This is a genomic window from Halospina denitrificans (genome assembly GCF_004364635.1).
Lineage (GTDB): Bacteria > Pseudomonadota > Gammaproteobacteria > Pseudomonadales > Oleiphilaceae > Halospina > Halospina denitrificans.
The window spans coordinates 480,678-494,010 of record NZ_SOAX01000003.1 but is presented as its reverse complement, the minus strand read 5'-3'; the positions used below and the strand labels follow the sequence as shown (position 1 = coordinate 494,010).

13 protein-coding genes are annotated in these 13,333 nt (G+C 64.0%); all 13 read right to left on the bottom strand.

The features are described from left to right. Window positions 1-11: 11 nt before the first annotated feature. Complete coding sequence (locus tag DES49_RS09230; RefSeq protein WP_133736104.1) at window positions 12-1,070, bottom strand: hypothetical protein; 1,059 nt, start codon at window positions 1,068-1,070, stop codon at window positions 12-14. A gap of 87 nt (window positions 1,071-1,157) precedes the next feature. Next, complete coding sequence (locus tag DES49_RS09225) at window positions 1,158-2,300, bottom strand: esterase/lipase family protein (protein ID WP_243864987.1); 1,143 nt, start codon at window positions 2,298-2,300, stop codon at window positions 1,158-1,160. Between the two features lie 484 nt (window positions 2,301-2,784). Next, complete coding sequence (locus DES49_RS09220) at window positions 2,785-3,630, bottom strand: hypothetical protein (RefSeq protein WP_133736103.1); 846 nt, start codon at window positions 3,628-3,630, stop codon at window positions 2,785-2,787. A gap of 29 nt (window positions 3,631-3,659) precedes the next feature. Beyond that, complete coding sequence (locus DES49_RS09215; RefSeq protein ID WP_133736102.1) at window positions 3,660-4,343, bottom strand: hypothetical protein; 684 nt, start codon at window positions 4,341-4,343, stop codon at window positions 3,660-3,662. Further along, complete coding sequence (locus DES49_RS09210) at window positions 4,340-4,855, bottom strand: hypothetical protein (RefSeq protein WP_133736101.1); 516 nt, start codon at window positions 4,853-4,855, stop codon at window positions 4,340-4,342. Before DES49_RS09210 ends, DES49_RS09215 begins: the two co-directional genes overlap by 4 nt. Before the next feature lie 11 nt (window positions 4,856-4,866). Continuing rightward, on the bottom strand, window positions 4,867-6,126 hold the full coding sequence (locus DES49_RS09205) for a COG1470 family protein (RefSeq protein WP_133736100.1): 1,260 nt from the start codon (window positions 6,124-6,126) through the stop codon (window positions 4,867-4,869). A gap of 2 nt (window positions 6,127-6,128) precedes the next feature. After that, the gene (locus tag DES49_RS09200) at window positions 6,129-6,674 is read right to left on the bottom strand and encodes a phage tail protein (RefSeq protein ID WP_133736099.1); all 546 of its coding nucleotides are present in this window, start codon (window positions 6,672-6,674) and stop codon (window positions 6,129-6,131) included. Beyond that, the gene (locus DES49_RS09195) at window positions 6,661-9,231 is read right to left on the bottom strand and encodes a putative baseplate assembly protein (protein ID WP_133736098.1); all 2,571 of its coding nucleotides are present in this window, start codon (window positions 9,229-9,231) and stop codon (window positions 6,661-6,663) included. The genes DES49_RS09200 and DES49_RS09195 overlap by 14 nt, the downstream gene beginning before the upstream one ends. Further along, window positions 9,228-9,728, bottom strand: coding sequence for a GPW/gp25 family protein (locus DES49_RS09190; RefSeq protein WP_133736097.1), 501 nt, complete (start codon window positions 9,726-9,728; stop codon window positions 9,228-9,230). Before DES49_RS09190 ends, DES49_RS09195 begins: the two co-directional genes overlap by 4 nt. Then, a complete protein-coding gene (locus DES49_RS09185) occupies window positions 9,725-10,069 on the bottom strand; it encodes a hypothetical protein (RefSeq protein WP_133736096.1) in 345 nt (114 codons plus the stop codon). The genes DES49_RS09190 and DES49_RS09185 overlap by 4 nt, the downstream gene beginning before the upstream one ends. 3 nt (window positions 10,070-10,072) lie before the next feature. Further along, window positions 10,073-11,557: a phage baseplate assembly protein V gene (locus DES49_RS09180; protein ID WP_133736095.1), complete on the bottom strand. Its 1,485-nt coding sequence runs from the start codon at window positions 11,555-11,557 to the stop codon at window positions 10,073-10,075. Next, on the bottom strand, window positions 11,554-12,294 hold the full coding sequence (locus DES49_RS09175; RefSeq protein WP_133736094.1) for a CIS tube protein: 741 nt from the start codon (window positions 12,292-12,294) through the stop codon (window positions 11,554-11,556). The genes DES49_RS09180 and DES49_RS09175 overlap by 4 nt, the downstream gene beginning before the upstream one ends. Next, on the bottom strand, window positions 12,294-13,319 hold the full coding sequence (locus tag DES49_RS09170) for a hypothetical protein (protein WP_133736093.1): 1,026 nt from the start codon (window positions 13,317-13,319) through the stop codon (window positions 12,294-12,296). Before DES49_RS09170 ends, DES49_RS09175 begins: the two co-directional genes overlap by 1 nt. Window positions 13,320-13,333: the final 14 nt, after the last annotated feature.

Below are 13,333 nucleotides of genomic sequence, written 5' to 3'. Positions count from 1 at the left end.
CCATGCAGGTTTTACTGCAGCCCGTATGTCCTTTCCTGCTCGAAGCGGAAGTGGCCCGATTCTTCTTCCTTGCGAATGGTGTCGGCCGAGGCGCCCTGGATCTGTTCACGTGCGGACCTGAGGCGTTCCTGGCGTTCTTCGCCTTCGTAATTGGCCATGATCCGCTCGCGCTTTTCCATGTACTGTTCACCGGATTCCCAGCGCTTGTCACGGGTGCGGTCCAGGCGTGCCAGGTTCTCGACAGCGCTCTCGCTGTAGCCGAGCTGCCGGCGTGTTTCATTGATGGTTTGCTGGCGCTGCTGCGCTTCCATGTCCCTGAGTTCGTCCTGGGTGGCCTCCAGAAACTGGCTGGCGAAGGAGTCGCCCATGCTTGTGCTCTGGTTCTTCAGGGCCTCCTCGGAATAGTTCTCTTTAACCACGCTGCTGAACTCGTCAAGCCGCTCGTTCACAGGGCGATCGCTTTCCGAGGCAAGGCGCTCGATGGCCTTCTGCGTTTCGTAGTCCCTGATCTGGTGCTTCCAGAGATCTTCCGCCACTGCTTCGCCGAAGATCTCACGGCGCTGCTCCATCAGCATCTCCATACGGGCGTCGTTGTCGAGCTGGCGCAGTTCGGCATCGGCCTGTCGACGCCAGGCCACGTATTCGAGGTGATTGTTGGCAAGTTCCAGAAGTTCAGCCGCCTGGTCCGGGAATGCCGCATTCAGCAGTTTTTCCATCATGGCCTGCCAGTTGTCCGGGTGCGTCTTCTTCAGGTATGCAATGAGGGCATTGATCATATCAATCTGACCCAGGCGGGTTCCCAGCTCACCGCCATGGCGCTCCTGCATCAATTCAACGACTTCTTCAAAGCTGAGGTCGCCCTGCATGGCCGGGGCTTCCTCCTTTGATGCCTTTCTGCGCGATTCTGTGGCGTTGGGGGTGTCTGTTTGCGTCACGCTTTCTGCGGCCTTCTGTGGCTGATCCGGTTCCTCGGGACCGGGCGATGCCGGATAGAGCACATAGGCGAGCGCAATGCCGCCAACAAGCATAACGGTGATTGTCAGGTGTTTGGGGGGCGCAGTGGCTCTCATAACAGGATGACTCTTGTTCTTTCAATGACCGAACCAACCCGGTCGGAGCCGGGATGGTTCGGTGCTTCTACCGCTCAGGGGAGTGGATTAGCCGTCGTGTTGCGCGATGTAATCAAAGATCGCACCGTAGAAGTTGCGGATATCGAAGGTGGTGCTGGGAATGCCGATCATGTCGACATGGTCCTGGTTGATTACTCCGGCGTGCGACGTCATCTGGGTCGGTGTGGGGTAGTTGAGGTCGTCCACGTTGTCCGTGTCGGTGATGGTGGTCAGGTGGTCCATGCTCCAGTAGTTGTCATGGAGCTGAGTCCGCCAACCCATCTGCTGCGAGTTGATCCCAACCAGGCCGTCATCATCCGTGTCGTACTGTTCACCGTCACCCTGTCCGGCGGCACCGTCACCACTGCAGTCATCGGTGCAGTAGCCGTCACCATCGATATTGAAGTAGTCATCCTGGGTGATCCAGAGCGCAGGGTTTACGTATGCTCCCTGTTGCGCGTTGAGCGTGGAGGCATAGCGCTTGGCATACTGGCTGCTCACCGGGTAGTTCTCGTTGAACTGCTTCGCACCGGTATGCACGCCGTCATTCGGGTCGTAGTCGTCATAGACGAGCTGTTTCAGGGCCGCGCCAGCATCATTGCCATCGCCGTAGACGATCTCGCCATAGGCCTCCGCGAGTGCATCAACAATGTTATTCACGCCATCGCCCAGATCCAGAACATGCTTGGCAATGGGCGAACCCCGGTGTGGCGATGAGATGCTGTAGGCGACCTTGACCACTCGGTAGCCGAAACGGTCATGCAGGACCTTGGCCGCCTTGCGCAGGTCCATGCCACCCTGGGAGTGCCCGACCAGATTCACATGCTCAAAGTCGTTGGCAATCATCCAGGACTCCACGGCATTGGCCAGCTCCAGGCCCCGCTTGTCTGATGACTGGAATGGCGTCATCGATGCCGCTGCACCAATCTGGCCATCGTCCAGATACTTGTTGCAGCTGCTGTACCAGTTGCAGTTGCGGTAAAGCTTACGTCCGTAGGTATCGCTGAAATAGTGATAACCCAGAATGTCATCGAATCCGGCCAGGCCGTGAACCATGACGACGGGATGCGTGGTTTTGTCAGCGCCTGCGTGTGCCAGGCTCACGCCGAAAAGCGCGCTCAGGGCGAGTGTTGCGCTGAAGAGGAGGGTTGTGGCTTTTCTCGTTATTCGTTTATTGGATTTGTTATTCATGTTGCAGCCCCAGAGATCTGGTTCGCACACACGGGCACAATCTGACCTCGTAGCGTTTCCTTCCGATCTCTGGGCGGTCCCTGTCCAACGCCTGTGGCGCCGATCCGGTGCTCGGTTTGTGAGTGCGCGCGATGCGTCGATTTATGCTTCCTGTGCCTCCTGTCGAGGCCCTGGGAAACGGTTATTGTTGTCTGACATTCCTGCTGTTGCCTCACACACGACCAGACTGAGCTTTAAACCCTGTCCGGGAAACGGTCAAAAGCCACCAAGATGTAATCTTTTGTACTTTCAGGACCTGTTTCACACTTCCATGCGTTCGTGGCCGGAGTTGATCCGACCTGTCCAGAATAGGCCGGCTCAAGGGGGCGTTAACATCCCACATTTGTGGGGGGTGCTGCTCCATGGCGGGGAGCTTGAGAGCTTCACCTCCGGCGGGGCCTGCTTCAAGACCACCAACGGCCAGAACGAGTGCCATTGCCTGCCTTCAGGACCACATCTTCAGTTGCGTACTGCCAGTTGGATCATTGCTGTCCGCCAGGAATTCAGCAAAAGCCCGGTGCTTCGCAAATACTTCGTCAACCGCGCCAATCAGGTGAAAGAGGCTGCCGAAGGCCGCCAGGTTCAGGGTGTGGCCGGCCTCGTGCTGGCTGTGGCTGGCACTCGATTTGTAGTGGACAAACGCGAAGTTGCCCATGTTGAACGCGGTCTGGAGGTGATTCAGGTTGGCCACGAGACCGCCGTACTGGAAGAAGGTGCCCGTGGGCCAGTCCACCGAGAACGCCTTGCCTTTCAGGGCGCCGCTCTTGATGCCGACCCGGGTGAACTCAACGCCGAAGGGTAGCGTCAGCACCAGATGCAGCAGCAGGGAAAAGAGGGTGAACGCCAGCCCCAGCCCGACGATCAGCCAGGACATGGGCATGAGCCAGTTGGCCCAGCCGAGCACGCCCTGATAGAACGCCGATTGCGAAACCGGCCCGATGCAGGCGAGCAGGTTGATGAGGGCGATTACGGCGGCGATCACCAGAGCGGGGTTGCCCAGCGGTGCGTAAAGCAGCAGGAACACGAGCCCGAAGTTCAGGGTGCTGTTGATCCCCACCAGAAGGCCCCGGTACACGGAGGTGGCCGCGCTTTCCGTACCCGAGTCCTTTTTTACCTGGATGGTGGCCAGGATGTAGAACACCAGAACCGCAACAATCAGGACCACGCCGCCAACGAGTGCGAAAGGCACGGTCGGCGTGACGCTGAGCAGGATAAAAGCCAGCGCGCAGAGCGCCAGGCCACTGATGGTTCCGGCAAAGCCGGAGGCACTGCTGAGTTTGAGTCCAGTCATGGTGATTCCTCCCTGAGGCCTGTCTGTTTTCAGGTAACTGCCTTGATAACGGAAATCCCGCCCAGCACCAGGGCGAAGATGGCCCATATAACGGCCAGGATGACCACCACGATCGTGGCGATCAGGTCCGCGACACTGACCACGAATCCCGGAGGGAACCCGTGGAGAAAGGAGACCACGATGGTCCCCAGCAGGGAGGTGCCGATCATCAGCACCAGCCCCTTGTTTTCCAGAAAGCGTGGATGGGCCATCACCAGGACGCCGCAGCTGACCAGCTTGGTGAGCATGATCAGGCTCAGCGTTGTGGCGGCGGTACCGGTGGGAAAGCTCGCGTACCCCATCGCCGCGTAGATGCCGGGGCCGATGGGTGGCGCCAGCAGCAGGCCGATGAGCAGGGTAAGCAGCCCGAATGCGGCCAGGCCTGTCGTCACGCAGGCGATCACGAGGATAATGGCGGCCACAAAGGTGGAGATGCCCTGGATGCGGCCGGTCACGCTCTCGGGGAAGACCAGCGGCGCGCCCATGAGCAGGGCGGTGAATACGAGCTGGGCGTCGAGCAGGGCGAGAGCGGGAATGCCCCAGCCAACGGCGCCCGTTGATTCCCCGAGAAAGGGCGAGACGACGGCAACGCCGAGTTCGGCGAGCAGCACCAGACCAAGGAGTGCGACGGCCAGGAGGAACAGGGGGCGGTTCAGGCGTTGGGCGCGGGTCATGGTGACTCCTCCATCCGGATGCTGACGGTGGAACCGCTGTTACCGGTGTTGTCGAAGATGAGCGTGCCGCCCCTGTTGAAGATCACGAAGCTCACTTTGTCGCTTTTCTCGGCCTCGTCCTGTTCCCATGTATTTTTGTCCACTGGCTGGTCATTGAATGTCTGTCCGCGTGACGGCTCGTAGGTGATGGCGAACGGCGTACTTGTGCCCGTGACCCGGAGTTCCAACCGGCGTTGGTCCGCGTTGCCTGAGGCAATGTTGAACGTCTTCCGCGTGCCCGGCGCCAGCCTGAGTGACGCCGGGAAGGCCCTGCCGGCCTCCGTGAGTTCATCACGGCCAAGCAGGGGTGGACTCACCAGGCTGCCAAAGGACCTCATCAGTCCGGAGGGTTCATAGGTCCTGGCGTGCTCTTTCGGGTTCTCAATCCCGCCCTTGCTGAGCGCCACGGCAATGCCCAGGGCGGCGAGAATTGCCGCCACTACCAGCATCAGCTGCATCACCTTCATCTTCATAACCAACTGCCTCAGTTGCCGGGATTGATCCGGTGCATGCGGATCTCGGGCTGGATGGGGATGAGTTCGAACCGGCCGGGGGCCGGTACATCCTTCTCGCGGATGAAGATCTGGCCCACCTCGGTGCCGTCCGGCATTTCCGCGATGCCTGTGACGTAGTTCGATCCCCAGGTGTGGACCAGAAGTTCCTTTATGGTGAGGGTTTCGTTGCCCTCCAAACTTTCCAGCCTGGCGCCTTCGAGTACATGCATCCGCGTGGGGTCACTGCCCGGGTTCATGTTCCGGGTCCCGACATAGGTGGTGCTGCCGCCGTCCGGGTTGTCGACCGACAGCACAAGGTTCACGGTGTTGCCGCCAATGGTGGCGCTGAGTCGGGATTCCAGGCCATCGGTATGGCCTTCGAACTTGCCCTGCCAGTAGGCTTTCCAACGGTCATCATCAAAGTTGCGGCCCCCGGAACGATCAAAGCCGCCCCGGGCGAATACGCGCCCGAAAGAGACTCCGCGCCATTTGCCCAGCATGGAGATGAGGTCGCGGTCATGGCGGTGGAGGATCAGCCGTTCATTTGAGTCACCAAAGGGGCCGGTGATGATGTGGGCGTTGTCGCCCCCGGAGAAGGATACCTCGCCGTTTGTCGTGGCATTGCGGTCCAGGTCGCGCTGAATCAGGCGCAGATTGTCGCCGGCCTCGTTGGCCTGAATGCGTAGACTGGCGTTGCGGCCGTCGAGGCGGCCACGGTAGTCGCCGGACCAGCCGGAGGCATCGATCGCGAGGGTCGCCTCGTCATCTTCCTCTTCCTCTTCCTCGCCATCCGTCCCGTCACCGGAAAGGGCGTACCAGGTGCCTCCGCCGATGGCCAGTACCAGGACCACGGCGATGACCACGACGAGCCACCAGGGAAAGCCGATGGGCTCGGGTTCGGGCTCCTTGCTTTCCTCCACCTTGAAGGAAACGGTCGGACCCTGATCGTATTCTTCGTCGGTATTGTCCACAGACACCATGTCCAGCCGCAGGGCGTAATCACCTGTAGGCGTGCCCGGCGGCGCCTTGACGCTGACCTTGAAGTTCTGGGTCTGGTTGGGCTCCATCTCCCGCGTCGCGGGGGATTCCACTTCAAGCCAGGCGTCATTGGCCCCTTTGAGTGCCACTGGCTGCGCACGGGCTTCCACCGTCCGGTTGCCGACATAGCGCACAGTGAAACTGGCCGAGGCCTTGCCGTCGCGCAGGGTGAGTGTGTCGTCGGTCGGGGAGATTTCGTAGTAATTGGGCATGGTCAGGCTCCTCGTTCAAAACGCAGTTCACTGGGGTCGTAGGTGACGTAGGCCGGCTTCTCGTAAGCGACTACGGCATGGATGAGTTCCGCATGGGGCTCGGCTTCTCGCGGCGCCGTGACCACAAGGTGAAAGGGCTTTTCATTGCCGTCGGGGTCCCGGTTCTCCTCAATCCGGAATCCCTTCTGTCCGGTGGCAACTTCCAGGAAGCGGATCAGGCCCTGGCGCGTGCCCCGGTTTCGGGACAGTTCCGCCGCAGCCGCGCAGAGTTCTCGCAGGGGGCCGCTTCCGGAGAGAAGCTCACCGCCGGTGTTGTCACTGCTTCGGCGGATCAGGAAGCGGTCCAGGTCCACCCAGGCGGCCAGGAAAGCCACCATGTCGTCGTTGGTGCGGCGCGGGTCGAAGAGCCGGTCCATGGAGGCGAGCAGGGCCTCATCCGGCTCCGGGAGCCTGGCCGCTGTTTCCAGGACGGCATCCAGCGGGCTGCCGTCGGCGACGGCATCCTGAAAGACGGCGGGGAGAAGGGCATCAAGGTCAGCGCGTCTCATCGTGTACCGCCTCCACCTTGTGTTTGCCGCTGCAGAACAGGAAGCCTTCGCCGATGGTGACGTGGTCGGTGAAGGTGCGCCTGGATATGTTCCTGAACGCGTGCGCGCCGTCACGGCTGCGGAAGGCGCCATGAGGGCCACCACACAGGACCGTGGGCATGCGATCTGTTTCCGCGCCCCGGGGTGGTGCCACGGTCACGTCATTGACCTTTTGGAGCAGCCGGTCGGTGTCGCGCAGGGGCAGACCGCAGTCGATGGCGGGAACCCGCCATTCCGGGTCCTTCACCGCACTGTCCATGGCCACCACGCCGGAATGGAAGGTGGCGGCGAAGACGTGCTCGCCGTGGGTGGCCAGCGCCCGGCAGGACCCGCCTTTCCAGCCGTTACCCATGGCCATCCAGCCGTCGCCGCCAGTGGTGTCCCGGCGCAGTTCCCAGCGCAGGCAGCCATCGCCGTCCTCGCCGCCCACGGCCGCCACACCGGCCCAGAGGAAGGCTCGGGGGCCGATTCGCTGAGCGGTCAGCACCCGCACATCCTGCCCGTCCAGACCGATGTGCTGGAAGTCCTCCAGCTGCTCATCAGGGCAGAGGTAGACCCCCTTGCTGTTGCGTGCCGCCACGGCCACCTGGGTACCCACGCGGGGCGCTTCAGCAGCGGCCACGGCGTAGAAGGCAAGGCCCTGGTTGTGCTCATCCACGGCTACCGGAACGGGGCCGCTGCCCGGTGGCAGTTGGTAGAGGCCTTCATCGGTGGCAAGCAGCAGTACCGGTTCCCCGCCGCGCTGGACCCAGGCAAGGTCGTTCACCTGGAACCCCAGCTCATGGGGCTTCTGCCAGTTCTGGCCACAGTCTTCACTGATACGGACCCTGCTGATGGTGTTGTCGCCGTCCGACCTGAGCGATATGGTCGCAAGCAGCCCGGCCCTGGCGTCACAGCAGGTGATGCGATCAATGTACTCCTCGTCGAAGCGCACGAGTTTTTCCCAGCCCTCGCCGTCATCCATGGAGCGGAAGACCTGGTCGCCGGCGCCGGCGTACCAGAGGTCGGGATGGAAGGGGTCCGCCATTACCGCGCCCACATCGGACTCCGGAGCATGATCCACCGAAAACTGAACCTCGTCTGCATAGAGCACCCCGGGTTCGTTCAGCGCGGCGTGGTAGACATCGGAGGCGTGAAGCCGGCTGCGCAGGGGCTGCTTGCCGAGGGGATTGATCATCTCGTGAAGGCGGTTCTCAACCCGGTCCTCCACTGAACGCGCGTCCTCCTCCGGGTGCAGGACAAGGCGCGCCTGAACGCTGACGGGTTTGTAGTGGTACCAGTCAATAACGCAGTCCGTGCCCAGGGGACGGCGTTCATCAATGGCCTGGCGTACCCGGGCCAGGGCCTCGTTGGTCTGGGCGTTTTCCAGCTGTTGCTGGTTGTAGGGCGGCGTCTGGTCCAGCCCGGGCACCAGGAGCAGTTGCACGGTGCCGGGCGCCGCGAAGCGCCAGCGCTCGGCCCGGGCCACGGCATGGGCGCGCCCGACGCTGCCTTCGCGCAGGGCCACCGCCTCGTAGTCCCGGGCGGTGATGGCACGGTTGAGGCTGTGCAGCTCCTGGGGGCCACGCTGCATGGCATTGTCCAGCGACTCCTGCTCACAGCCACCCACTGCCGCCTCTTCGTTATCCACCCGGACACCGGGGATAGGGTCCTTGAGCACCGTCAGTGTGTGGGCTGCCACGTTGCCGCCCGGGCCACCGCCGCAGCGGTACCAGGCCCGGATGCGCTGGTTGGCCGGCGGCACGGCGGCCAGTGCCTCGGCATTCCGGCTCAGGCCATTGCCGGTGTCGGCGCCGGTGGTGCGGATGGCCGGGGCAAAGGTGATGGAGCCGGTGGCACGGTCGGCAACATAGAGGTGGTCGTCATCGCCGCTGTCCCGGCTGAAGTGCTCCACTTCCCGCCAGATCCGGTAGGTGATGCCCTCGTGGGTAACCGAGGGCGTGCGTTCATCCAGCTCGGATTCCGCTTCGACGCCGATGACCAGGTCCAGTTTGTCGCCGGTGGGAGCGATCACCGGGGCCTGGCGCAACTGGAAGCTCTGGCCCGGCAAACCGGTGGAGGAGCCCAGCGCTTCGCCCTGGACCAGCTGGCAGTGATAGGCCAGCACCGAAGCGCTGTTCTCGTCCGGCTCCAGGGTGAGGGCACTGGCGGTGGTGAAAATGGGTGGATCCTCGCCCTCGGCACTGCGGGAAAGGGTGACGCGGGTTCCCCGGGGCACCTCGATCCGCTGGTCGTTGCCCTGGCTGCGGCTGAAGGTGAGCTTGACCCGCGCGGCGCTGGGCGGCGCGAGCATGACGCCCATCAGGCGCAGGAACTCGATGTAGGCCTTTTCCGGAAGCCGGTTGATGCGGTACAGCATTACTTCCGTGAGGAATGCATAGAGCTCGATCAGGGTGGTGCCGGGTTCTCCCGCGCTCATATCGGTCCATTCCGGGCACCGTTCACGGACCATGCGCCGGGCTTCGGCCACCAGGTCGTGGAAGGAACGGTCATCCAGTTTGGGCGCTTGCAGACTCATTCGCGCGCATCTCCCTGTGGCGGTTCATTGCCGGGTGTGGTTGGCATCAGCCGGGCGTCATTCAGTCCATAGGCCAGGGCCAGGCGTTCCTCCCGCCCGGTGCGCCGGATGCGGTAGTCCAGCACGATGTCCAGCACCGTCCCGTCGCCGGTGTTGAACAGGTCGGCGCCGGCGTCCAGGTGTCGTATGGCGACCCTGGGCTCCCAGCGGCGCAGGGCCTCGCCCACGTAGTGGATGGCCAGGCCGGCCGTGCTGGCGTCGTTGGGCGCGAAGACCAGGCGGTGAAGGTTGCAGCCGTAATCCGGGCGCATCAGTCGTTCGCCGGGTCGGGTAGCGAGCAGCAGCAGGATCGACTGGCGCACGGCCTGGCCGTCCTCCGCCATGGCAATGCCGCCCGTGGGGTTGACAAGCAGCCCGCGGGGCTTTTCGCCCGGGTCCGTCGCTACGGTGCTGACCGGGAGGTCGAAGCGCCAGGCACGATCCGGGGTGATGCTCATGCCGACACCTGCCTGACCAGGTGCTGGCCGCTGGCGCGGACGTCATACTTCACGGTCCCGGGCGGGGTGCCGTCGGTCAGTCCGGTGACGGTATCCAGGCAGACGCGTCGCCCGTCGATGCGAATGAAGCTCGAGTACCCCTTTTCGACGGGCAGCGTGGCCGTGCACGGTTTGATGGTCGGGCCCGCGTTGGGGCAGCCGGCAATGGGACGGCCTTCGGGGTCCCGCTCAACCAGCAGGCGCCGGGTGTTCACTCGCACCCAGCCCTGGCCGGCAATAATGCCGACCCTGCCCATGTCGTGGGCGCAGCGCAGGTCGGCGTCTTCGGTCAGCAGCTCCATGGGTCACCTCTGTTCCATATCAATCTCGTTGCTGCCCAGCGTCAGCCGCTGGCCAGGCGCCTCGATGGTCATCTCGCCGCTGGCATGCATGGTGATCCCTTCCGGGGTAAGGGCCAGGTAGCTGCCCGCGGCGTTCGTCAGTCTTATGGATCCATCCGCGTCGTTGAGCTGGACGCGCTGGCCACCCCTTGTGGTCAGTGTGTAGGGCCGGTGTTCGCCGGCACTCCGTGCGGACTGCGGGTCACGGGGTGGGCCTTCGCTACGGTAGACGCCGCCCAGCACGATACCCCGGGAGGGATCGCCATCCGGCAGGCCGACCAGTACGCGATCCCCCACCTCAGGCAGCACCACAAGGCCCTTGTCGTCTCCTGCGCCGGCCTGTAGGACCAGCATCCAGGAGCTGACGGCCCCGTTGTAGCTTTGCAGGTTCACCTGGACGCGCCCCCGGTCCTCGGGGTCTTCCACGTCGCAGACTTCACCCAGTACCAGGTTCTGAACGGTTGCGTGTTCACCGGTCTCGATCGGTTCCGGGCGGGAGCTCAGTTCACAGATGTAGCCGCTGGTGGTATCAATGCTGTGCACCACCGTGGTCAGCCGATACGGGCCTCCCCGGTCCGCCGCCAGGCCCCGGGCACGGATCCGGCTGCCGGGCCCCAGGGCTGCGTTGCCGTCCGCCACGCCCCAGAAGACATTCCCCATGGCCTGGTTATGGTGGAGCGCCGCGCCAGCCAGAGCCTCCGCCTCGCCATCGCTTTCCACAGTGGTGCCCAGGAAGGCGCGTTCGGCGGAGGTATTGGCGCCTACCAGGACGCGGCGGGTGTCGCCGCTGTGCGGATCCCAGCCAAAGACACGCACACTGTCCAGCGGCTGCACGCTGTTGCGCTCCACCCGGGCCTCGAACAGCGTGTCACCCAGGGTGAGTTCTGTTGCTTCGCCTTCGTCGTGCTCGGCCGGGAAAAGCTGGAGTTCGCCGTCCGAGAACGTGAAATGCAGGCCACTGCGCCGGCAATAATCACGCACAAGGGCCAGGTCGTGATCAAAGCGGGGCACGATCCGGGGCCAGATGGGCCCGTCCGCCCGGGAATTGACGGACAGCCCGGCCTCGCCGGCCAGGGTTCGCACGAGTTCGGAGGTGGTTACGTCCACATGGGTGTTGAGGCTCTGGCGGCGCTGGAGGCGAACCAGGTCGTCATAGGCGCGCACCTTCAGACAGAAGCCGCCGGAGGGCTCATGGCCATGTTCCACGCTGGTGATCTCGCCGGCGAACAGGGTGGCGGGCTGGGTTTCGATGGCCAGGCTCAGTACAGCACCCGGGGCCAGGGCAATGGAGTCCAGGCTGCTGATGTCCATGTGGCCGAGTTGCCAGGTGAGTTCGCACTGGGCCGGAGCGTCCAGCCGCTGGGTGACGCGGACGTCGGTCAGCTGCAGGGCGTCCGGCAATTCAGCACCGTCCACACGGATCTTTGGCAGGGCCGTGATCTGCTTCATGATCCACCTCCACCAATCACACCGGGGTCGGCGGGCACTCGCAAAGGGCGTCCGTCATGATTGAAGGGATCGTCCAGGCCGTTGATGTCCGCCAGCAGGGTCCAGTAGCCGGCGTGCCCAAAATGCTCGGCCGCGATCTGGTCCAGTCGTTCTCCGCCCCGGCTGTCGCCAACCGGCTCCCGGTTCACCATGTCACCCCGCGCCAGTCGGCGCCGGGCCTCGTCTTCATTCACCGGCGGGGCCGAGGGCTCCTCGGGTTCAGGGTGTTCCTCCAGGCCCACACGCAGAAGGCGCAGGCGCAGCCAGCTGCGGCGGGGGTTGCCATCGCGGGTGAAGTGTTCCAGCCGTTCCGAGACGGCCGCCACTACGCCGCGCTGGTTCCAGCGCGTGCCCCAGAGGAAGGCGACCGTGGGCGGACGTCCATGACGGTCGCCGGGGCCGCTGTTCTCGGCCAGCTCCCAGAGCGGACCGGTGAGCTGGCGCACATCCGCCACCGGAGTTGCGTCCTGGCTCTGGGGAACCACCGAGGTGTCGAAGAGCAGGTCCAGGGTGAATTCGGTTTGACCGCCGCCGCGATAGAGCAGGGGGTCGTCACTGAGCCCCTCACCGGTCAGGGCCCCGCCCAGCGACTGCCGCGAGCCAATGCCCGCGCTGCGACGGAACTCCAGCTGTTCCGGGTTCAGCAGGCAGCGCAGATGGTCGCCGGAATGTTCAATCAGTAGTACGGCCTTTTCCATTACAGCACTCCCCGTTGTTCATCAAAGAGGCGTTGACGACGGTCGGCTTCCGCCCACCCGGCGCGCGGTGCTTCGGGCGGTGACGACAATGGGCCCGAGGGGAGGTCGGGCCAGGCGTCGCGCCTTGAGTGTTGCGGCCCTGGTTCCGCATTACCGGCTTCAAACGCTGGTCTGTTGCCTTCCGGGACGGGGGTCTCCAGCCAGGGCGAGACAGGGTGTTGGGGACCAGCGGCGGGCGTGGTTACCCCAGTGCTCGTAGCGAGCCAGTTTGTAGTCGGTGGCTCGGGCATCGGGGGGGCATATCCCCGTTGCGCAGATTCTGCGCCTGGTACCGGCGGGGTCATCCAGTCATGGGCCGGTGGAGCGGATTCAGGGATCGCCGTGTCTGGCGAGCGGGCACGATTACCGGCGGATTCGGTGCACCAGTTGGTGTGACGGGCACTGACGGAATCCGAATCCGCGGTAAGCGGCTTCTGCCAGCCCCGGTGAGCCGTAGTCGGCGCGGGTTCCATGCTGGGGGTGGAGGTTCCGGGTGTTGTCCCAAGCTGCTCCCCGAAGCAGCGGCTCTGCACGGAATGCTTTTCGGCCGGTTCCGGACTTGCGCCTGCCCCGGAATGGGCATATCGGGTGTTCCCGGGAGTTCGCTCCCCCTCGGGCCATGCCCTTGGACTGCCTGATTCCCCGTAACGCTCCGCCTGGCGCTGTTCCTGTTTCAGTGGCGCGCTGTAGTCCCCGGCTGGGTACGTCGGCCAGGCGCGTTTCCGGGTCGAGGCAAAGGGCTCCATGCGGGGCCAGTGTAAGGGTGTCTCGCCTCTGCGCCCACGGGGTGACTCCCGCATCAGATGTGGTGCGTGTTCACTGACCAGCTGCTCCCAGGCCGCAAGGGCCTGTTCCCGGCTCTCGGCCATGGTCAGAGGGGCGGATCTTTCCGGCTGGCGGGGCACGAGCAGCCCAGCAATGCGGCGGGGCAACCGCTCACCCACCCAGCGCAGGACTCCACGCAGCATGATTCCAATCCGTGACATGCGAGACTCCCTTC

Excerpts from the sequence above, each read along its gene's own strand:
- DES49_RS09230 (WP_133736104.1), bottom strand. The coding sequence starts at position 1,070 with ATGAGAGCCACTGCGCCCCCCAAACACCTGACAATCACCGTTATGCTT.
- DES49_RS09225 (WP_243864987.1), bottom strand. The coding sequence starts at position 2,300 with ATGAATAACAAATCCAATAAACGAATAACGAGAAAAGCCACAACCCTC.
- DES49_RS09220 (WP_133736103.1), bottom strand. The coding sequence starts at position 3,630 with ATGACTGGACTCAAACTCAGCAGTGCCTCCGGCTTTGCCGGAACCATC.
- DES49_RS09215 (WP_133736102.1), bottom strand. The coding sequence starts at position 4,343 with ATGACCCGCGCCCAACGCCTGAACCGCCCCCTGTTCCTCCTGGCCGTC.
- DES49_RS09210 (WP_133736101.1), bottom strand. The coding sequence starts at position 4,855 with ATGAAGATGAAGGTGATGCAGCTGATGCTGGTAGTGGCGGCAATTCTC.
- DES49_RS09205 (WP_133736100.1), bottom strand. The coding sequence starts at position 6,126 with ATGCCCAATTACTACGAAATCTCCCCGACCGACGACACACTCACCCTG.
- DES49_RS09200 (WP_133736099.1), bottom strand. The coding sequence starts at position 6,674 with ATGAGACGCGCTGACCTTGATGCCCTTCTCCCCGCCGTCTTTCAGGAT.
- DES49_RS09195 (WP_133736098.1), bottom strand. The coding sequence starts at position 9,231 with ATGAGTCTGCAAGCGCCCAAACTGGATGACCGTTCCTTCCACGACCTG.
- DES49_RS09190 (WP_133736097.1), bottom strand. The coding sequence starts at position 9,728 with ATGAGCATCACCCCGGATCGTGCCTGGCGCTTCGACCTCCCGGTCAGC.
- DES49_RS09185 (WP_133736096.1), bottom strand. The coding sequence starts at position 10,069 with ATGGAGCTGCTGACCGAAGACGCCGACCTGCGCTGCGCCCACGACATG.
- DES49_RS09180 (WP_133736095.1), bottom strand. The coding sequence starts at position 11,557 with ATGAAGCAGATCACGGCCCTGCCAAAGATCCGTGTGGACGGTGCTGAA.
- DES49_RS09175 (WP_133736094.1), bottom strand. The coding sequence starts at position 12,294 with ATGGAAAAGGCCGTACTACTGATTGAACATTCCGGCGACCATCTGCGC.
- DES49_RS09170 (WP_133736093.1), bottom strand. The coding sequence starts at position 13,319 with ATGTCACGGATTGGAATCATGCTGCGTGGAGTCCTGCGCTGGGTGGGT.